The sequence below is a fragment of the Ensifer sp. ENS03 genome (assembly GCF_014852035.1).
Classification (GTDB): Bacteria; Pseudomonadota; Alphaproteobacteria; order Rhizobiales; family Rhizobiaceae; genus Ensifer; species Ensifer adhaerens.
Map to the genome: position 1 here is coordinate 87,788 of NZ_JACVAV010000011.1, position 19,086 is coordinate 106,873.

Consider the following 19,086-nt stretch of genomic DNA (forward strand, 5'->3'; position numbering starts at 1 on the left):
ATTGGCGTCACGGGGCGGCGTCAGGGCACCGGTGCGAACACATCCTCCTCAAGTCGTCTTCGCCACTACAAAATGTACGAACTAGTACGTATGTCAAGCAGACTCTCTTGAAAGACCCCCGTAACCTCAATATGAATCTCACGGGAGGCGGTGTGGCGAGCCTCTGCGCTCGCCCGTTTCGATTTGGTTTCATTGGAAAATTTCGGCGAGTGCCGGGGGAGTGATCAAAAAGAATGGCGGGGCGGGTTGAGGCAAGTCGGAAGAACGATCCGGAACGCACCAAGGAAGACATCCTTGTCGTCGCCACGGAAGAGTTCTCCACACACGGCCTTGCGGGCGGACGCGTTGACGCGATCGCAGAACGGACCCGAACCTCCAAGCGCATGATCTATTACTATTTCGGGGGCAAGGAGGGACTTTACCTGTCCGTGCTTGAGCGCGCCTATCGCAAGATCCGCACGCTCGAGGAGGACCTGAAGCTTTCAAGCCTTGCCCCGGAAGAGGCGTTGCGTACGCTAATTTCCAGCACATTCGACCACGACGAGGCCAATCCCGACTTTGTGCGATTGGTCAGCATCGAAAACATCCACCACGCAGCGCATATGCTGCGGTCGGAAGCGATCCGTGATCTGAATGTCTCGGTCATCGAAACGATCGCGGGCATTCTGGAACGCGGTATCGCTGAGGGTGCATTCAAGCGAAAAGCCGACCCGATAGATGTGCATATGCTGATCAGTGCCTTCTGCTTCTTCCGGGTTTCGAACCGATATACATTCGGAACTATCTTTCGCAGGGATCTTTCCGAATCGGCCACGATCGGCCGCCATCGCCGAATGATCGCCGACGCCGTGATCAGCTACCTCCAGACGGAGGAAGGGGCAGCGAACCCCATATCCTAGGGCTATCGCGCATGGGATGGGAAGCACTCAGGCAATGGGGTGTTAATGCCAGAACGCTGCCGATCTCAACGACGTGCAGCCCAGACCTCGATAGGCCTCGTCGGCAAGCGCTTGGCTGACGCACGTCACCGTCCACCGTTGGCTTGACGTTGTCGATGAGAGTGTGTCAGCTTTCCCGTCAGGAGGGCGCTCGATGTCGACGTCGCTGTCGCATATTCGTGAGATAGAACGAGTCGCCTCCGGGGCCGCGAGCCCACGCGACGAGCCCGTCGTCCAATCCTGGCTTCGCTGCCTCAATGATTACAAGCTGGATCCGACGATCGCGCAGGAAGCCTATATCGTTCCGGGATCGAAGCTGCGCGAGCATCGCGAACAGGCGGAAGAACTGATCCGCATCGGGCGTTCCGGGCTTGAAGGGCTGTTCAACCAAGTCGCCGAACAGAACTATGTCCTGTTGCTGTCCGATGCCCGCGGCGTCACCGTCGATTTCATGGGGGATCCGACCTTCGACAATCAGCTGCGCAAGGCGGGCCTCTATCTCGGCTCGGAGTGGTCTGAGAGCCGGGCGGGCACCTGTGCCGTCGGGGCGTGCATCGTCTCCGGCCAGCCGGTCATCATCCATCAGGACGACCATTTCGACGCGAGCCATATCGGTCTGACCTGTACGGCGGCGCCGGTCTTCGACACGCTTGGCGACCTGACCGCCGTGCTCGACATCTCCCAGCTCCGGTCGCCCACTGCCAAGGCAAGCCAGCAGCTGGCGCTGCATCTGGTATCCGCCACTGCGCGGCGGATCGAGCTTGCCAACCTCATGACCCGCACCCGCAACGACTGGGTCCTGCGGCTTGCCCGCTCCCCGGAATTCCTGGATGTCGACCCGGACGCCGCCATCGCCCTCGACGGCAGCGGCCGCATCACCGGTATGACCCATGGTGGCTTCGGCGCACTCGCCCGCTCGATGAACATCCGCGGCCTCCAGACACGCAATTTCCTCGGCCTTCCGCTCTCGGAGGTGTTCGATATCGACGTGGACGATTTGCCAAACTTCATGCGCGGACGTCCGAACGGCGAACGCTTGCTGAGAGCCAAGAGCGGCCTAGTCCTATTCGCCAGCGCCATCGCGCCCGTCGTCAGCCTGCGCACGCCCGCCGCGCCCGAAGCGCGCCTCCCCCGGGCCCTGCGCGATCTCAGCCAGGGCGACGCGACAATGGAACGGGTGCAGACCCGCGCGGCAAAATTGGCCACACGCCGCATCCCAATTCTCATTCAAGGGGAGACGGGCAGCGGCAAGGAGTATCTTGCTCGCGCGATCCATGACAGCTGCGGCGACAATGGCAATTTCGTCGCCGTAAATTGCGCAGCCATTCCCGAACATCTCATCGAATCCGAACTGTTCGGCTACGCACCCGGTGCCTTCACGGGCGCCAGCCAGAAAGGTAAGCGCGGCCTGATCGAGGATGCGGACGGTGGCACCCTGTTCCTCGACGAGATCGGCGACATGCCGTTCACGCTGCAAAGCCGGCTGTTGCGCGTGCTCTCGGAAAATGAGATCCAGCCGATTGGGGCGCTGAAGGCCCGGCCAATCCGCCTGCGCGTCGTCTCCGCCTCCCACCGCGATCTGGCGGAACTGGTTAAGCAGGGCCGTTTCCGGGAAGACCTCTATTACCGCCTGAACGCCGCCACGCTCTCGCTCCCCGCCTTGCGAGAGCGTCAGGATCTTAGCTGGCTGATCGATCAATTACGCGCTCGTGTCGAGAAGGAGAACCACGAGTCCTACCGCATCGACAAGACGGCTCGGGCGGCCTTGCTCGCGCATGAATGGCCCGGAAATCTGCGTGAGCTTTCCAATGTTCTGCGCGTGGCCGCGGCCCTTTCCGAAAATGGTCTCATCGATAGCGAGTGCCTGCCGGAACATCTCTTCTCCGAAGCCATCCACTCGTTGCCCGGCGAGGATGATGCGTTACGCCAGGCACTCAAGGACTGCGGCGACAACGTTTCGGCGCTTGCGAGAAAGCTCGGCGTCAACCGTTCCACGATCCACCGCCGTCTGAAGCGGCTCAACTGACGCAACGCCTGCAACACCTGTTGCACCCGGACTGTTGCATTTTCAGTGACTTTCGCTCCCGTCACGTTTCAAGCCGCTGATATCACAAACAAAATAGACGCAGTTGCGATCTGGCATGCTGCTTGCTGCCTCTCCTGTGCAAGAACAAACAGGAGGAAACACAATGAAAGCTCTGCGCTTTCACGCCGCCAAGGACCTACGCATTGACGATGTCGACGCTCCGCCTGCCCCTGGCCCCGGTGAAGTACTGGTGGAAAATCGTTTCTGCGGCATCTGCGGGACCGATCTGCACGAATACGCCTATGGCCCGATCTTCATCCCGAAGGAACCGCATCCCTTCACGGGTGCTCATGGACCGCAGATCCTCGGCCATGAATTCGGCGGCGTCGTGAAGGCGATCGGCGAAGGGGTTAGCCATGTGAAGCCGGGCGACAGGGTCTCCGTCCAGCCGCTGATCATGCCGCGCCGCGGAGACTATTATGCCGATCGTGGTCTGTTTCACCTGAGCGCCAACCTGGCACTGGCCGGCCTATCCTGGCACTCCGGCGGAATGGCGGAAGCGGCGCTGCTCAACGACTACAATGTCCAGCCCATTCCCGATGCGCTATCCGACGAAGAAGCCGCGCTGATAGAGCCGACCGCAGTCGCCGTATATGCGTGCGATCGCGGCAGCGTCACCGCCGGCAACAGCGTGCTGGTCACGGGCGCAGGACCGATCGGCATTCTCGTTGCCATGGCAGCGCGGGCAGCCGGCGCGTCGAAGATTTTTCTCTCCGATCTCAACGAGACGCGGCTTTCACTGGCGAAGGAAGCACTCCGCGAGGTCCGCACCATCAATCCCAAGATCGAAAAGGTCAGCGATGTTGTCCAGGCCGAAACCGAGGGCGGCGTTGGCTGCGATGTCGCCATCGAATGCGTCGGCAACGAACATGCGCTCAAGAACTGCGCGAGCGCAGTGCGCAAGCAGGGCGTCGTCGTGCAGACCGGCCTTCATCCAGGCGAGAACCCGCTGAACTGGTTTGACGTGACCTTCAAGGACATCGATATCCGCGGTTCCTGGGCCTATCCGACCCACTACTGGCCGCGCGTGGCGCGCCTGATCGCGAGCGGCCAAATACCGGCTCGCCGCATCGTCACCAAACATGTCTCACTGAGCGAAGCTGTTTCGGCAGGGTTCGACCAGTTGCTCGATCCCGCCGGTACGCACCTGAAAATACTGATCGACCTCAAGCGTTAGGCCGGTCCCCATTGCGGGACGGTTGAGGAGCCGTTCCGTTTGTCATCACAGAGCAGGAGGATAAAGGATGCTCGAGAAGACCCCCACCACCCGCGTTCAGGCACAGCTTGATGCCCTTGGCGCTGCACTCGAAACCGGCCGTATCGACGATGCGGTCAACCTCTTTGCAGAGGAATGCTACTGGCGCGACCTCGTCGCCTTCACCTGGAACCTCAAGACTGTCGAAGGCCGGGACGAGGTGCGCGACATGCTTCAGGCACAGCTTGCCTCTGCAAAACCCTCCAACTGGCGCGTCGCCGCCGGCGAAGAAGCAACCGAGGCGGATGGCGTGCTTGAAAGCTGGATCTCGTTCGAGACTGCGACGGGACGCGGCTACGGCCTCGTGCGCATCAAGAACGGCCTGATCTGGACGCTGCTGACGGCACTGGCCGAACTCAAGGGCCACGAGGAGAAATCCGGCTTTACCCGGCCACTTGGCGCCAAGCACGGCCAGAATGTCGGCACGAAAACCTGGAAGGAGGAGCGCGAGCACGAGGAGCGCACGCTCGGCTATGAGACGCAACCCTATGTCGTGATCATCGGCGGCGGACAGGGCGGCATTGCGCTCGGGGCCCGGCTTCGCCAACTTGGCGTGCCCACCATCATCCTCGAAAAGAACGACCGGCCAGGCGACAGCTGGCGCAAGCGCTACAAGTCGCTCTGCCTGCATGACCCCGTCTGGTACGACCACCTGCCCTACATCGATTTCCCGAAGAACTGGCCGGTCTTCGCACCGAAGGACAAGATTGGCGACTGGCTGGAATTCTATACCAAGGTGATGGAGCTGAACTACTGGACACGCTCCACCGCCAAATCGGCAAAATGGGACGAAGCCGCGAAGGAATGGACCATCGTCGTTGACCGCGACGGTGAGGAAGTGGTGTTGCGGCCAAAGCAGCTCGTCTTTGCGACCGGCATGTCCGGCAAGGCCAACATTCCGAATTTCAACGGCCGTGAGCGCTTTGTTGGTGACCAGCATCATTCCTCGCAGCACCCGGGGCCGGATGGCTACAAGGGCAAGAAGGTCGTTGTGATCGGTTCCAACAATTCGGCCCACGACATCTGTGCCGCGCTGTACGAGGCGGGCGTCGACGTCACGATGATCCAGCGCTCGACGACCCATATCGTCAAGTCCGACACGCTGATGGATATCGGCCTCGGTGGGCTTTATTCGGAACAGGCGCTGGCCAACGGCGTAACGACGGGCAAGGCGGATCTCATCTTCGCGTCGCTTCCCTACCGGATCATGCACGAGTTCCAGATCCCGCTTTACGACAAGATGCGCGAGCGCGACGCCGATTTCTACGCGGCGCTGGAAAAGGCGGGCTTCCAACTCGATTGGGGCGCGGATGGCTCAGGTCTCTTCATGAAGTACCTGCGCCGCGGGTCCGGATACTACATCGATATCGGCGCGTCGCAGCTGATCATCGACGGCAAGGTGAAGCTTGCCGCAGGACAGGTGGAAGAGATCACCGAAACCTCGATAAAACTGGCTGACGGCAAGGAGATCCCGGCCGACGTCATCGTCTATGCCACGGGCTACGGCTCGATGAATGGCTGGGTCGCCGATCTCATCGACCAGGAGACAGCCGACAGGGTCGGCAAGGTCTGGGGACTTGGCTCCGATACGCCGAAGGACCCCGGCCCCTGGGAGGGCGAGCAGCGCAACATGTGGAAGCCCACGCAACAGGATGCCCTGTGGTTCCATGGTGGTAACTTGCACCAATCGCGCCATTATTCGCAGTACCTGTCACTGCAACTGAAGGCACGATTGGAGGGTATTCAGACGCCGGTTTACGGTCTGCAAAGCGTCCATCACAAGCGCTGAACCATTTAAGAGGCAGAGGGAGCTTGAGCGCCCTCTGCCTGTCGGTCGTGTCCGCGTGCAGGCACCCCAGTGCGGCTGTGTGCCATGCGGACATAGCCAGGAGATTGACGCTGAGCCCGCACTTAATCCTCGTCCGAGACTTGCCAGACCCTCCGGTCCGAACATTAGAGACATCACCTAGCTGGAACCCTGGCCATCGGGTTAGGGCGCATCTGCGGAGACAATTAAGACTGACAGGAACCAGTAGCAGCGAGGAGCGTTAACGCAACGGATCCTTCATGTCGTCTTCAGGTTGGGTCTAACGCGAGCCCCACACGCTTCGGGCCCCTAAAGTCGCCTTCGGGGCCATTGTACCGGGTGTGGCCGGTTGCACCCTTGTCTTAAGCCAGGAGCCCCCATGCGCATCGCCTTCCTTGTCAACGCGATCGAAACCGAAAGGCCGTCCTATACGACAACATCCTTGGCGCTTGCTGCGCTTGCTCGTGGCCATGAGGTCCTCTACATCACGCCGGGTGACTTCATACTTGGGCCCGACGACGCATTGATGATCCGGGCGGCACATCTTGGCGACGCACGCCCCAAGAAGTCCGAAACTCTGCTACGCGCTTTGATCGCGCCCGAACAGCAAAGAGCCCTTGTCAATGTTGAAGAGGTGGATGTTCTGTTCTTACGGAACGATCCGTCGCTGGATGCCGATACTCGCCCCTGGGCCGCGCATGCGGGTGCAAATTTTGGTCGGCTTGCCGCAGAAAGAGGCACGATCGTCGTCAACGACCCATGTGGTCTGGCCTTGGCGCAAGACAAGCTTTACTTCCAGGATTTCCCGGCCATCGTTCGTCCGACCACTTTGATTTCCAAGGACATCGAGGAGATCAGGGCGTTTATCGACGATCATTCAGACGGCGTAATCATCAAACCGCTACAGGGATCTGGCGGCAAGAACGTTTTTCGGGTCGGAAGCAGCACCGAATCCAACCTCAATCAAATCATCGATGCGGTGGGTGAGGTCGGCTATCTCATTGCGCAATGTTACCTTCCGAAGGCGTCGGAAGGAGATACCAGATTGTTTCTCATGAACGGGCGACCCTTGCAGCGCGGCGACGTCTACGCTGCGTTCAGGCGCGTTCCCGCGAAGGGAGACGTACGCTCCAATATTCACGCGCGTGGGACGCCAAAACGGGCGCATGTGACAAAGGAAATGCTGGCGATCGCCGAGACCTTGCGCCCGAAGCTTGTCGAAGATGGCATGTTCCTGGTCGGCCTCGACATCGTCGGCGACAAGCTGCTTGAGATCAACGTATTCACACCCGGTGGTCTCCAGACCATTCGTGAGCTCTACGACGTCGACTTCTGCGAAGACATCCTCGAGTCGCTGGAGAACAAAATTGCGACCAGGAAGACGTATCAAGGAGCGTTGAACAACCGGATCCTGTCGACCCACTAGGGCTTTGCCCAAGAACACTCTGGGCACAAGGTCGCTAGCAAATTGGTGCTTTAAAAAAGATCTTTCCAAGGCTTCGGAACCGATGGCGCTGTCCTTGGTTTCTCCTACATGCGCGATAGGAGAAGAAGGCGATGGCAAAAGGCGACGATCTAAAAGCCGGCTTTACCGGCACACCCGAAGAACCTCTCGCTGGCGTGCGAAAAGCTGCGCAGACAGCCACCGAAGCAGTGAAGAGAGAGACGACCGCTGTCGCGACTGCCGCAGCAGATCATCCTCACACCGCGACCACTCTCGGATTGCTGATCGGCGCCCTCGCCTTTACCATCGGCTACGTCGTGGGACGGTCATCGGTCGATAACGGGCGGGGATACTGGCGATAGATCCGCCAGCAGGCGAAGCTGATGTTCGCCGGCGCCTCTCAAATCATAATAACTCCCTCCTTACCATGAATTTAGGCGCCGCTAATATCTATTGACTACAGCGTGCACTATGCAAGGCTGAAAGCTCTTGATTGTGTCCTGACGCTGTAGGGTTTCTTCATGTTCTTGGTCCGCACCGATCTCGATGTCGCCATCACACGATGGCGCGAGATCATCTTGACTTCCTTGCCGTGGGACCGACTTGGCGGCTATGTCGCGTTGCGCAAGCATGATTTGACGATCGAACTTCACAACCTCGAGGAGGATAGCGATCTGCTCGTCTTTGCCACCGATGGCGAAGTTCTGGCCAGCCGGTTCCGTTCAGCTTATCCCTTTGTGGTGACATACGGGAGGAACCCCGGTTACCCGCTGGAATACCTGGTCTGGCTTTCATTCCACATGCAAGCGAACTTCGATCGGTTGGGCGTCCTGGAGATGAGCGCGACTTACGAGGACGAAGAGGGCGACATCGAAAGCATGTCTGCCATGGCGATGGGCTTCTCGCGTCAGGCCGACCTTGACGACTTTATAGCGCGGTTCGACGGCAAGGACCTGAGCCAGGATTTGTTGTTCGGCTATGACGCTTATCTATTGGAGGTGGGAGAGAACATCGGCTAAGGCATCCTTCCCCAAGGAATATCTCGCTCCCGCCCCTCGACTGAAGCTCATCTCGCTGAACCAGCGCCGGCCACTCGATTTTCTAGCGTGCCTGACGGTGAGCGTTCGACGGCGTCGGTTCCAGCGACCTCTGCTCGGCCGATCCGCCAGTCTCCTCCCATCCAAACACACTGCGACCGCCCCATTCGGGCGAGTGGCGAAACTCTCCGGCAACAATTTCCTTGAGGTCCGGGCCGGTGGCGTATCTTTCGAGCTGCCGTGCCTGGTCGTCAAGACGCTTCAGCGCCTCCAGTTCCTCGCCAAGTCCGAGCCGCGCTTTCGTCACGGCCGATCGCATGACCGCGATCGTGTGGTCGTACACCTTGAGGGGCACGGGAAACGGATGGCGGTCCTTGCCGCCGTGCGCAAGCGAAAACCGGGCCGGATCGGCGAAACGGCAAGGCGCGCCATGAACGACTTCAGCCACCATCGCGAGCGCGTTGACCGTGCGGGCACCGACGCCCGGAACCATCAAAAGCTGCTCGAAATCTTCCGGCCCGCGATCGGCAGCCGCAGAAAGTGTCGCATGCAGCCGTCGCATATTGACGTTTTCCTCCCGTACGTCGTGATGTGCCGGCATCACGAGATGTGGGAGCAACGGCTGATCGGCCTCCTTCGGTTTAACCTTTGGATCCAGAGCGACGACTTCCCGGACAATTCGGTCAGGCCCAAGCGATGCCAAAAGCTCAAGCTGCCCGTGGCGTGATGCGGCAGCCCGTCTGTCTGCGAGATTGACGATTTCCCCCTGACCTTTTCCCTCGATCGCCGCATGGGGAGAGTCGACGAAGCTGGAAACGCCCTCCGACAACCAATGATAGCGCCGGGCCTGGCGTTTATCGCCGTTCATGCCTTGCTGTACCACCACCCATTTGCCATCGTCAGCGACGATGAAACCGTGCAGGTAAAGGTCGAAGCCGTCCTGGACCGCGGCACTATCGACCTTTGCAACAAGCCGGCTGGTGGCCGCAAGGCCGGCACCATCGATGCCGACGCGGTTGCCGATGGCGATCAGTTCGTCTGGCGTCTGCCGCGAATGTCGTCCGCGACCGCCGCAGACGCTTATCCCGAGATCCCGCGAACGAGGAGCGAGACCGCGCTTGAGAGCGCCGATGACGCTGGTGGTGATGCCGGATGAGTGCCAATCCATGCCCATGACGCAGCCGAAGGACTGGAACCAGAAAGGATGGGCCAGACGGCGCAGAAACTCGTCACGGCCGTATTCGATGACGATGGCTTCGGCGATGATCGTCCCGAGCTTCGTCATGCGATCGCCGAGCCACGGGGGAACCCTGCCGCCATGAAGAGGGAGATCTGCACTTCCAGCTCGCTGAACCATTCGTGTCTTATAGGCCGCTTACAGGCATTGTGACAGGGGAAAGTTCTTCAAACGTTCCTACCGCCGGGAACAAGTCGCAACCCTTGCTGTTTTGTGGTTGGAATGTTGCGAGGCGCCGTTGCGTCTCACGATGAGATGGGCCAATCCCTGCGGAGGCCTTCCAATGCAAAACCGTTTCCCGTGTGCGGCAGTCGTCATCCTCCTAACCGCAGCTTTACTGGCGGGTTGCGCCAACGTCTCAGCCAGGCAGACAGCGAGCAACACCGGCAAGGTTGGATACGGTTCGGATCCGGTTCTGCCAAAACCACGCCCAACCGTGATCCCGACGGTCAACATCGCCGATGCGACCGGGTGGCGGGGCGGAGAACATCCACTCGCTGCCAAAGGATTGAAGGTCAACGCCTTTGCGACGAATTTTGACCATCCGCGCTGGCTGCGCGTCCTTCCCAACGGTGACGTTCTGGTGGCCGAAAGCAATGCTCCGGCCAAACACGACGAGGGCTTCAGCCTGAAGAAGGTCTTCATGAGCGCGGCCATGAAGCGCGCTGGCGCCGCCACACCAAGCGCAAACAGGATCACGCTGCTTCGCGACACCGATGGCGACGGGGTGGCCGACCTGCGGACCACGTTCGCCGAAGGTCTCAACTCGCCTTTCGGCATGACGCTGTCGCGGGGCAAGCTCTATGTCGCCAACACCGACGGTCTCGTCGCCTTCCCCTATTCGAACGGACAGACCCGGATCACGGCGCCGCCGCAAAAGATCGCGGATCTACCGGCCGGCGATCTCAATCACCATTGGACCAAGGATGTGATCGCAAGCCCGGACGGCCGCAAGCTCTACGTTACGGTCGGCTCCAACAGCAATGTTGCCGAAAACGGCATGGCCGTCGAACGGCACCGTGCAGCCGTGCTCGAGATCGACAAGGCAAGCGGCCACATGCGCCCCTTCGCCTCGGGCCTGCGCAATCCCAACGGGCTCTCCTGGAACCCTCAGAATGGAAAGCTGTGGGTCGCGGTCAACGAACGCGACGAACTCGGTGACGATCTCGTCCCGGACTACATGACATCCGTGCGCGATGGCGCCTTCTATGGCTGGCCCTACAGCTACTTCGGCCAGAACGTCGACACCCGCGTCAGGCCGCAGCGTCCTGACCTCGTCGCAAGGGCCATCAAGCCCGACTACGCGCTGGGCGCCCACACGGCATCATTGGGACTGGTGTTCTCGAGGGGCTCGTCGCTCGGCCCCACCTATTCGAACGGCGCATTCGTTGGACAGCATGGCTCCTGGAACCGAAGCGTACCCAGCGGCTACAAGGTCATCTTCGTCCCGTTTTTGAATGGCAAGCCCAGCGGCCGGCCAAAAGATGTCCTCACCGGGTTCGTCGGCAAAGGCGGCAGCGCCATGGGGCGCCCGGCCGGCGTGGCAATCGATAAGACGGGTAGTTTGCTGGTTGCCGACGATGTCGGCAATGTCGTGTGGCGTGTCAGCAGAGAATGACCTTTTGCCTGTTTCAAAAGCGATCAATGTGCATTTGGTCGTCCCGCGTCGGCAATCGCCCGATGAGAACGGGATGCCGCGCGCCGGCGCTCTTGAGTTCGGGCCTGTTTCCTGGAAACCCGCAATTCCTCCAGATCTGGAAGCCACCAGCCGCTGCGATGATCGGGACCGGTGCGTGCCGGCCATACAGAGATCAATTCCGACAGTGTTGCGGGCCGCCAGGAGGCCCAGACAAACTCCATCAGGCTATTGTTCATGAATGGATACGAGCAGGAGAAGGTTCGAGGGACAATCTCCTGTGAAATCCCGATGAATATTATGACGCCGTAGGTTTCAGTGGAGACGGCGCGCCCGAGCCGCGGTGGAAAAGCCGTAGGAACAGGGTATCGTCGTCTTCTTCGTTCGACGCTGCGACTTCTCGCTTCCAGTTCCTCGGCGGACCCCCGCGACGCAAGTCGGCGTTGCTTTCGTGCATCCGGTTCATTGCGGCGGGCGGCCGCTTCGATCACAGGCCACCGTTTCCGCAATTCCTCGTAGGAGCGGAACGGAACATGCCACGTCCTGGAATTGTCATCCCAATGCGCCCACGGCACCTGTCGCAATTCCTCAACGATGGTGCGGGAGAAAGGTGTCCGCAGGCAAAGGTCATCGCCTGCCACCAGATACGGGCTGCCGATGGGATCGAAGTCGTAAGCGTCCCTGCCCTTTGATTCACCGAACGGATCTCGTTCCGACAATTGGCCGTCCATCCATCTGGTAAACCGGCGGTCGGCGGTCTTGCCCGGAATAAACCAATTGCGCCTATCGTCGCTCCATCTGGCCCGGGGAAAAGCCCGTCGAAACTCTCCCAGCATGGTTCGGTCGTAGGGAAACGAAATATACGCACCGGGGCGATTTGATGGCTCACCCGACATTGCTTCGCGAACCCCTCCTCGTTCCGACACATTCTCCCGTCTCACTCAACGAATAGGCTTGGCCCGCTGTTCCCCGATTGCGCAAAAAAACGAGAGCCGAACGGCTTTTTCGATGCTGTAAACCGAGGCGCGAAGTCCACATCGCGCCCAATGGCGGACATCGAACCGCGTTCGGATGAGGTGGGCCGAAGCAAATCCCGGTGAGAGGATGAGCGGACTACGCCGCAAAGGCGTGCACGCCCGCGCGGACTGTCTCCGGGTCGCGGTTTTCGACGCCGTACAGAATGTCGAGAAGCGGAAAGGTCATTCGATAAAAACCCATACGATCCCTTGCCGCCGTGTCTGGGGAAAAGTGCGCGAGCACCAGGTCGACGAACGGGTCACCAAGCCCTGCCGCGAGGCTCGCAAAATCGTAAGCTGGGTCGCCGGGGCCGCAGCCGGAGAAATCGATGACGCCTGAAAGTCTGCCGCGATCGACGAGAATGTTTCCGGTCCCAAAATCCCCGTGAATAAGGCACTGCGGAAGCGCGTTGCAGGTCGCCAAAAAGTCGGAAAAGCGCTTCCGCAGACCGGTGACGACATCAGGCGAAAGCAGAGGAAAGGCCACCGCTTCGCATTGCGCCAAAAGGCCATTCCACTCGGATGAAGACGCCTCGGCAGGCTCGGCCTCCACGCTGTCGATGGGGAGCGAATGCAGAGCCTTTAGAAAGGCGGCAAGATCCGCGGCCAAAACCCTCTGTGCGCCTATCCTCAGGCCGGTCAGGTCCGAAAGCGGTTCGCCCAAGATCTTGGCGTGCAGCGAGACGAATTGGCCGTCGATGCGGCGCACCTCAAGATCAGGTACCGGCACCGGGAGAAGCGGCCGCACCGCGCGAAGCGCCGCGGCTTCGCGCACCAGGTCGCGTTCAGCGCCGCAATGACGCGGCAATCGAAGGATCCTGCCGTCAAGCTCGTAGGCCACCGAGTTCTGCCCCGAGCCGATCAGGACAGCCGGAGGCTCGGATGGCAAGCCAAGTTCCGCAACGATCCTCTGAAGGGGCATCGCATCGGTACCCCCACGAGTGGCGTCGACTTCCCTCTCAACGGAGGCGGTCGCGATTGGCTCTAGGGATAGATCCTTCACTGCGTTCGTCCTTTGCAATCCCACCCGGCAGGCCCTGGCCGCACGTCTGAATTCTGTAGCCGCTATTCTTCGCGATGACGGCCGGATAAGACCGACACCGAGACGAAGTCCATGGCCGACGGGCTGGCTGAAATACTGCGCCCGCTAAAGGGGGGTGTTGGGCTCGTGCTCCTGGCACCTGCGCAACCGCCCCCTCACAAAGTATCGAGGCCCATTCTTCGGCCGGCTTCGATTGGGGCCATGCGTGACGGCAAGCGAAACGCGCAAGGGATGGAACGGCATTCGTTCCCTCACCCTCGACCATATCTCATTGGTTGTATCGTTAGCAATTTATCGCAAGCAATGCGAACGCATGGCAGCGATATCCAATTGCGAAACGGACGAAAAAACTGCACCGCCAGTTCAAAGCCCTTCCGCGGCCGTTCTTGATTTGAGACCGATGGTCACGATCGCCACAAGCGCGGCCACCGCGTTGGCGCCTCCGCTGATCGCAATGGCCGGGAAGTAACTGTGGCTGGCGTCGTAGATAAAGCCGGCGAGGCTCGGGCCGATCAGCGTGCCGATTGCGACGCTCGTGTAAAGAAGCCCGATGATCCCGCCCACATTGCGGCGGCCGAAATGATCGGCAACCACGGCCGGCAGCACCGCGACCCAGCCACCGTAGAACAATCCGAACAACAGAGCGAAGGCAACAAGGGCCAAAAGCCCGGTCGCAGAGGCCCAAACCGCAAGCGACACGGCGATGCCCGCGTACATTGCCGCCAGGAAAGTGTCGCGACCCAAACGATCGGCAAGCCCCCCAAGGCAGAAGCGCCCCGCAGTGCTCCCAACGCCGATCGCGCTCAGGAGGAGGACGGCGACCGTCGGAGCGATCTGGTGATCGACTGCAAACGGGACGAGATGAACAAAGGGAACGAACACGCCGACTGCACTCAACAGGCATGCGACATACATGCCGACAAATTGCCGAGTCCGTATCGCATCCTTGACCGAAACGCCCTCCTTTGCCGCCGAATTCACGACGCCCGGTTCGACGAAGACTCCGTCCGGCCGAAGACCACGTCGCCCCGGATCGTTTTCGAGCAGCAATGCGGCGCCTATGCCGAAGGCCGCGGCCGCTCCACCGAGCACCAGATAGGCCTCTCTCCAGCCCAAAGCGGCGATCAACCAAGTCGCCAGCGGCGGCATGACAAGCGTGCCCAAGCCGATACCGCTGACCGCAAGACCCGATGCCAGGCCACGTCGCGCGACGAACCAGCGCTGCACGGCCCCAAGGGCCGGCACATAGGCACATCCCACGCCCAGACCTATTCCGAGCCCATAGGCGGCATAGACCTCGGCGATGGTGCGCGCCTGGCCCGCCAAGGCGAGGCCGAAGCCGACAAGCACCATGCCGACAACGCAAAGCGATCTTGCTCCGAACCGATCCGCAAGGGGACCGGAAATCACGCCCAGGGCGAAGTACAAAAACCCTGCCAAAGAAAAAACAAGCGAAACGGAGCCACGCGATGCCCCGAGATCCTGCTGCAATACCTCGATGAAGGCGCTGAAGGTATAGGCGCTACCAAAACCTACGAATGTCAGCGTAAACGTCGCGGCGACGACGACCCATCCGTAGAAGATGCCTTGGCGCTGGCGGTGAGCGTTCATGATCGTTCGTCTCCGTCACCCTTTTCCCGGGTGTCTCTGGTGCCAAGCCGTATGCCCCTGGAATGCCGCTCCGGCGCGCACAAGGGTCAGTTCCTGGAACTGACCAGCCAGCAATTGAAGGCCGATCGGCATCTCGTCCTTTGCGACACCTGCAGGGAAAGTCAGTGCCGGATGGCCGCTCATATCGAGGGGGCAGGTATAGCGCTGCAGCCTAGCGATCAGATCCGGCTGCTCACCAAGTGTCGCGATGGCAGCGAGTGTCAGGGGAGCGAACGGCTGAACCGGGGTCAAAATCAGGTCGACGGATGCAAACAAGGCTTCGACGTCACGGCGGAAAATCGCGCGTCGCAGAAGGATCTGCTGATACTCCGCCTCCGAGACGGCTTTGCCCTTTTCAATGACGCCGGCAAGGATAGGCCCGTACAAGTCTTTGTTCGCAGCAAAGTCTCGCGCGTGAACGGCTGCCGCCTCCACGGCGCAGTTCGGCACCCAATCGGCAACGGCCTGGCTCACGTCCGGGAACCTGATCTCGACCATGTGCGCGCCAAGATCGGAAAAAACGTCCGAGGCAGCGGCGAGTGCGGCCTGTGTCTGAGGCTCCACGTCCTCGCTGTTCCACCCTGGATCAAAGCCTATCCGCAGACCGCCGACCCCGCTTCGCGAAGCGGAAGCGAAATCCGGCACCGGTTGCGCCGCCGCCGTCGGGTCCTTCGGATCACTTCCCGCGATGGCGGCAAGAATGATCCCCGCATCCATGGCGCTTCGCGCAATCGTACCGAGGTGGTCGAGGGAGGGAGCGAGATCGAAAACGCCGTGCCGGCTGACGCGCCCCCATGTCGGTTTGAGGCCCGTGACACCATTTGCGGCCGCCGGCCAGCGGATCGAGCCGCCGGTGTCGGACGCGATCGCACCGAAACAAAGGCCCGCTGCCGCCGCGACAGCTGAACCGCTCGAGGAAATCCCGGTCCAGTAGTCCGCGCTCCACGGATTGACAGACGGGGTTATTGCCGGATGGTAGTCCGAATACGCTCCCTCGGTCATTTGCGTCTTGCCGATAATGATCGCGCCTGCTTGCCTGAGGCGTCTGACGACAGTGGCGTCTTCGTCCGGAACAAAATTGCCATGGACGAGTGTGCCAGCCCTGGTTGGCACGCCTTCGATCCAGCACAGGTCTTTGACGGCGATCGGAACGCCGTGCAGCGGGCCGCGATGGCGTCCAGCGGCGATTTCCTCATCCGCCACCTTCGCCTGTTCCAGCGCGCTTGTGTCCATCACCTGCGCATAGGCGTGGAGGTCCGGTTCCAGTCGCGCGATGCGCCGAAGCTGCGCCTCGGTGATCGCCAGCGAGGAAATGCTCCCTCTTTTGATTCTGTCTCCGATCTCCGTGAGGCTGAGCAAAGTGAAATCATCCGAAACTATCGTCATTCAATTTTTCCCGACTGCGGTGAGCGAAATACATTAGAAAATCTATCTACCTTCGATCGCGCCTCCTGTTCCTCGTGAGGAGCGAGACAAGCACAGTTTAATGTGATAAAGCACATAATACTCGGCCGACAAACCAGATTTAATCATCCCTATAACTTAGAAAATCTAAATCATGAGCCGCCACCTTCCCCCGCTCAATGCCCTGAAGGCTTTCGAGGCCGCCGCCCGCCATCTCTCGGTCAAGATGGCGGCCGACGAGCTTTGCGTCACTCCGGGCGCGGTCAGCCAGATGTTGAAATCGCTCGAGACGCATCTTGGCGTGAAGCTGTTTGAACGAGTGACACGCGGCATCTATTTGACCGATGCGGGCCGGGACTATCTGCCAGCGGTCCGCAATGCCTTTCGCCAGATTGCCGAAGCCTCGCGACGCGTTATGGCCTCCAACGACAGCGGCATGCTGACAGTCAGCGTCACGCCATTCTTCGCATCGGCATGGCTCTTGCCGCGCATGCACTCCTTCCAGGAGATCAGCCCCGAAATCGATCTCCAAATCGTCGCAAGCAGCACCCTTGCCGATTTCTCCCGCGGCAGCGTCGATGTCGCGGTGCGTCATGGTGCCGGCCGTTATCCGGGCTTGCGCAGCGACCGCGTCGTAACCGTCGAGATGGTCGCCGTGGCAGCCCCTGATCTCGTCGATCGCCTCGGCGTCCCTCGATGCGCGGACGATCTCATCCGCTGGCCGCATGTCCATGATGCCGACCGCAAGGGATGGAGCCTTTGGTTCCAGGCAAATGGCGTGGAAGAGTTCCGTTCTCCCCGCGGTCCGTCGTTTGACGATAGCAGCCTTATTTTGAAGGCGATCCTGTCCGGCCATGGCGCAGGGTTGCTGCCCGCTGCAATGATTGCAGCGGAACTCGCCAGCGGTGAGTTGGTGAAGCTCCTGGACGCGGCTTTGATAGACGAGTTTGCCTATTACCTGGTGTGTCCCGAGCACGCCCAGGACAATCCAAAGATTGCGACCTTCCGGGATTGGATACTCAATGTGGAGAAGACGCCGTTGGCCAAAACGTCCACGGCTCAGAACAGCCTCCGTCCTGGCTGATGCGCTCCCGACCGTGGCACGGTCAGCGTCCGGATCGATGGCGATGCCTCGGCACCGGACGTCACCATGGCAGTTCTCTTGATTGCCTGGCTCTATCCTGCACGGCGGCACGGCGGATAGCCTGGGAGGGCAAGCCGGGCACGAGGTGCCCGAACACCCGGCGGGTTGCCTGCCTGTCAGCTCCGATCGGCACTCGATCTCATCGACGCCGATAACAGCAATGCCGCCGCTGCCAGCGCTGCCGCCACCAAGCCGAGATTGCCAGCACCTGCCCACTCTATTCCAAGCCCACCGATCGAACCGGATAGCGCAATGGCAAGGTAGAGAATGGCCTGATTGAGCGAGACCAGCACGCCGGCGGCCTCCGGTTTCAGCGAGATCAGCCGGTGTTGCTGCGGCGTCGTGATCGCAAAGGCGGCGATCCCGTAGAATGCGATGATCGCGAAGGCCGATGCCAGCGTCTCGGTGGTCAGCGGCAGGATCAGCATGCTGACGATGAGCCAAAGCAAGGCGATTGCCACAACCTTCTGACCGCCAACCCTATCGGCAAGCATGCCGGCACCCAGGTTGCCGATCGTGCCGATCACGCCGAGCGTCGCCATCAGGCCGGCCAGATAGACGCTGTTTCCTTGCGTGGCGGTCGCAAAGATGATGCCCATATACGTGTAGGGCAGATAGACCGCGGTGAAGGCGAGGAGCGTTACTCCGAGGACCGCCAGGATTTGCGGGTTACGCAGCAGCCGCAACTGCTGCAGCAAGCCCGTCGTCGTTGCGATCCTGATCGACTTCGGAATGAAGACGGCGACGCCGACGACGCCGAGGGCTGCCAGCCCGGTTGCAAGCCACATGGTCGATCGCCAGCCGAACACGCCGCCGAAAGCCGTGCCCAGCGGCGCGCCAAGCGCAGTGGCCGCCGTAAAGCCGCTGACGACCAGAGCGATCGCCCTGCCCCGATGTGCCCGCAGGACCATGGCGGCGGCGGTGACAGTGGCGGTCGGCACGAACAGCCCGACGCCAAGAGCCGCCACGACCTGACCGATCAGAACCTGCGCATAGCTTGGCGCAAGCGCGGTCCAGACACTGCCGAAGAGATAGACAAGGGCTGCGACGAGGAGAACGGTTCGGCGTTCCCAGCCGCCAGTCACGCCCACGAGAACCGGACCCGCGATCGCGCACGTCAAAGCGAAAATCGTAATGACCTGCCCTGCAACGGATGGCGCGATGTCGAGCGAACTGCTGAGAAGCGGCAACAGGCCCGCCAGAACGAACTCACCTGTCCCGACAACGAAGACGCCGAAGGCGAGCATCGACACCGAAAGCCATGGATTGGTCGCCTGCGGCTGATCGGCCTCATGCGGGGTTTCGAGCGTGGCATTGACCATGGCAAGACCTTTCCGGCACGGCCATGTTACGACCGGTGCCAAGATGCGAATGACAAAACTGGAATAGG

15 protein-coding genes are annotated in these 19,086 nt (G+C 60.8%); 9 read left to right on the forward strand and 6 right to left on the reverse strand.

The features are described from left to right. Positions 1-233 precede the first annotated feature (233 nt). From IB263_RS28780 to IB263_RS28810, 7 genes are all read left to right on the forward strand, one after another. Positions 234-899 (forward strand): TetR/AcrR family transcriptional regulator, encoded by a 666-nt coding sequence (locus tag IB263_RS28780; RefSeq protein ID WP_029742882.1) that lies wholly within the window; start codon positions 234-236, stop codon positions 897-899. Positions 900-1,092: 193 nt separating this feature from the next. After that, complete coding sequence (locus IB263_RS28785) at positions 1,093-2,964, forward strand: sigma-54-dependent Fis family transcriptional regulator (protein ID WP_029742883.1); 1,872 nt, start codon at positions 1,093-1,095, stop codon at positions 2,962-2,964. A 163-nt stretch (positions 2,965-3,127) separates the two neighbouring features. Continuing rightward, a complete protein-coding gene (locus tag IB263_RS28790; protein ID WP_029742884.1) occupies positions 3,128-4,201 on the forward strand; it encodes a 2,3-butanediol dehydrogenase in 1,074 nt (357 codons plus the stop codon). A gap of 67 nt (positions 4,202-4,268) precedes the next feature. Further along, the gene (locus tag IB263_RS28795; RefSeq protein WP_029742885.1) at positions 4,269-6,068 is read left to right on the forward strand and encodes an NAD(P)/FAD-dependent oxidoreductase; all 1,800 of its coding nucleotides are present in this window, start codon (positions 4,269-4,271) and stop codon (positions 6,066-6,068) included. 397 nt (positions 6,069-6,465) lie between these two features. Further along, positions 6,466-7,512: a glutathione synthetase gene (locus IB263_RS28800; RefSeq protein WP_029742886.1), complete on the forward strand. Its 1,047-nt coding sequence runs from the start codon at positions 6,466-6,468 to the stop codon at positions 7,510-7,512. Positions 7,513-7,643: 131 nt separating this feature from the next. Beyond that, the gene (locus IB263_RS28805) at positions 7,644-7,892 is read left to right on the forward strand and encodes a hypothetical protein (protein WP_029742887.1); all 249 of its coding nucleotides are present in this window, start codon (positions 7,644-7,646) and stop codon (positions 7,890-7,892) included. 159 nt (positions 7,893-8,051) lie between these two features. Beyond that, complete coding sequence (locus tag IB263_RS28810) at positions 8,052-8,549, forward strand: hypothetical protein (RefSeq protein WP_029742888.1); 498 nt, start codon at positions 8,052-8,054, stop codon at positions 8,547-8,549. A gap of 82 nt (positions 8,550-8,631) precedes the next feature. Here the strand turns inward: IB263_RS28810 and IB263_RS28815 are convergent, their stop codons facing one another. Next, positions 8,632-9,924: a DUF763 domain-containing protein gene (locus IB263_RS28815; RefSeq protein WP_112985042.1), complete on the reverse strand. Its 1,293-nt coding sequence runs from the start codon at positions 9,922-9,924 to the stop codon at positions 8,632-8,634. Positions 9,925-10,087: 163 nt separating this feature from the next. Here IB263_RS28815 and IB263_RS28820 point away from each other — a divergent pair, with 163 nt between their 5' ends. Continuing rightward, on the forward strand, positions 10,088-11,422 hold the full coding sequence (locus tag IB263_RS28820) for a sorbosone dehydrogenase family protein (protein ID WP_112985041.1): 1,335 nt from the start codon (positions 10,088-10,090) through the stop codon (positions 11,420-11,422). A gap of 23 nt (positions 11,423-11,445) precedes the next feature. On the opposite strand, the gene IB263_RS28825 is transcribed toward IB263_RS28820, so the two are convergent. The 4 genes from IB263_RS28825 to IB263_RS28840 form a co-directional block, all read right to left on the reverse strand. Continuing rightward, a complete protein-coding gene (locus IB263_RS28825) occupies positions 11,446-12,336 on the reverse strand; it encodes a hypothetical protein (RefSeq protein ID WP_112985040.1) in 891 nt (296 codons plus the stop codon). A 217-nt stretch (positions 12,337-12,553) separates the two neighbouring features. After that, on the reverse strand, positions 12,554-13,345 hold the full coding sequence (locus tag IB263_RS28830) for a phosphotransferase family protein (protein ID WP_162727338.1): 792 nt from the start codon (positions 13,343-13,345) through the stop codon (positions 12,554-12,556). A gap of 516 nt (positions 13,346-13,861) precedes the next feature. Then, the gene (locus IB263_RS28835) at positions 13,862-15,109 is read right to left on the reverse strand and encodes an MFS transporter (RefSeq protein WP_112985038.1); all 1,248 of its coding nucleotides are present in this window, start codon (positions 15,107-15,109) and stop codon (positions 13,862-13,864) included. Positions 15,110-15,124: 15 nt separating this feature from the next. Beyond that, positions 15,125-16,534, reverse strand: coding sequence for an amidase (locus tag IB263_RS28840; RefSeq protein ID WP_060530151.1), 1,410 nt, complete (start codon positions 16,532-16,534; stop codon positions 15,125-15,127). A gap of 172 nt (positions 16,535-16,706) precedes the next feature. Here IB263_RS28840 and gcvA point away from each other — a divergent pair, with 172 nt between their 5' ends. Beyond that, positions 16,707-17,636, forward strand: coding sequence for a transcriptional regulator GcvA (gene gcvA, locus IB263_RS28845; RefSeq protein ID WP_060580743.1), 930 nt, complete (start codon positions 16,707-16,709; stop codon positions 17,634-17,636). Between the two features lie 176 nt (positions 17,637-17,812). On the opposite strand, the gene IB263_RS28850 is transcribed toward gcvA, so the two are convergent. Further along, a complete protein-coding gene (locus IB263_RS28850) occupies positions 17,813-19,018 on the reverse strand; it encodes an MFS transporter (protein ID WP_112985037.1) in 1,206 nt (401 codons plus the stop codon). Positions 19,019-19,086: the final 68 nt, after the last annotated feature.

Bases quoted from the DNA above. Each gene is read 5' to 3' on its own strand.
- IB263_RS28805 (WP_029742887.1), top strand. From the start codon at position 7,644: ATGGCAAAAGGCGACGATCTAAAAGCCGGCTTTACCGGCACACCCGAA.
- IB263_RS28790 (WP_029742884.1), top strand. From the start codon at position 3,128: ATGAAAGCTCTGCGCTTTCACGCCGCCAAGGACCTACGCATTGACGAT.
- IB263_RS28835 (WP_112985038.1), bottom strand. From the start codon at position 15,109: ATGAACGCTCACCGCCAGCGCCAAGGCATCTTCTACGGATGGGTCGTC.
- IB263_RS28800 (WP_029742886.1), top strand. From the start codon at position 6,466: ATGCGCATCGCCTTCCTTGTCAACGCGATCGAAACCGAAAGGCCGTCC.
- IB263_RS28840 (WP_060530151.1), bottom strand. From the start codon at position 16,534: ATGACGATAGTTTCGGATGATTTCACTTTGCTCAGCCTCACGGAGATC.
- IB263_RS28815 (WP_112985042.1), bottom strand. From the start codon at position 9,924: ATGGTTCAGCGAGCTGGAAGTGCAGATCTCCCTCTTCATGGCGGCAGG.
- IB263_RS28780 (WP_029742882.1), top strand. From the start codon at position 234: ATGGCGGGGCGGGTTGAGGCAAGTCGGAAGAACGATCCGGAACGCACC.
- IB263_RS28785 (WP_029742883.1), top strand. From the start codon at position 1,093: ATGTCGACGTCGCTGTCGCATATTCGTGAGATAGAACGAGTCGCCTCC.
- IB263_RS28850 (WP_112985037.1), bottom strand. From the start codon at position 19,018: ATGGTCAATGCCACGCTCGAAACCCCGCATGAGGCCGATCAGCCGCAG.
- IB263_RS28810 (WP_029742888.1), top strand. From the start codon at position 8,052: ATGTTCTTGGTCCGCACCGATCTCGATGTCGCCATCACACGATGGCGC.
- IB263_RS28795 (WP_029742885.1), top strand. From the start codon at position 4,269: ATGCTCGAGAAGACCCCCACCACCCGCGTTCAGGCACAGCTTGATGCC.
- IB263_RS28820 (WP_112985041.1), top strand. From the start codon at position 10,088: ATGCAAAACCGTTTCCCGTGTGCGGCAGTCGTCATCCTCCTAACCGCA.
- IB263_RS28825 (WP_112985040.1), bottom strand. From the start codon at position 12,336: ATGTCGGGTGAGCCATCAAATCGCCCCGGTGCGTATATTTCGTTTCCC.
- gcvA (WP_060580743.1), top strand. From the start codon at position 16,707: ATGAGCCGCCACCTTCCCCCGCTCAATGCCCTGAAGGCTTTCGAGGCC.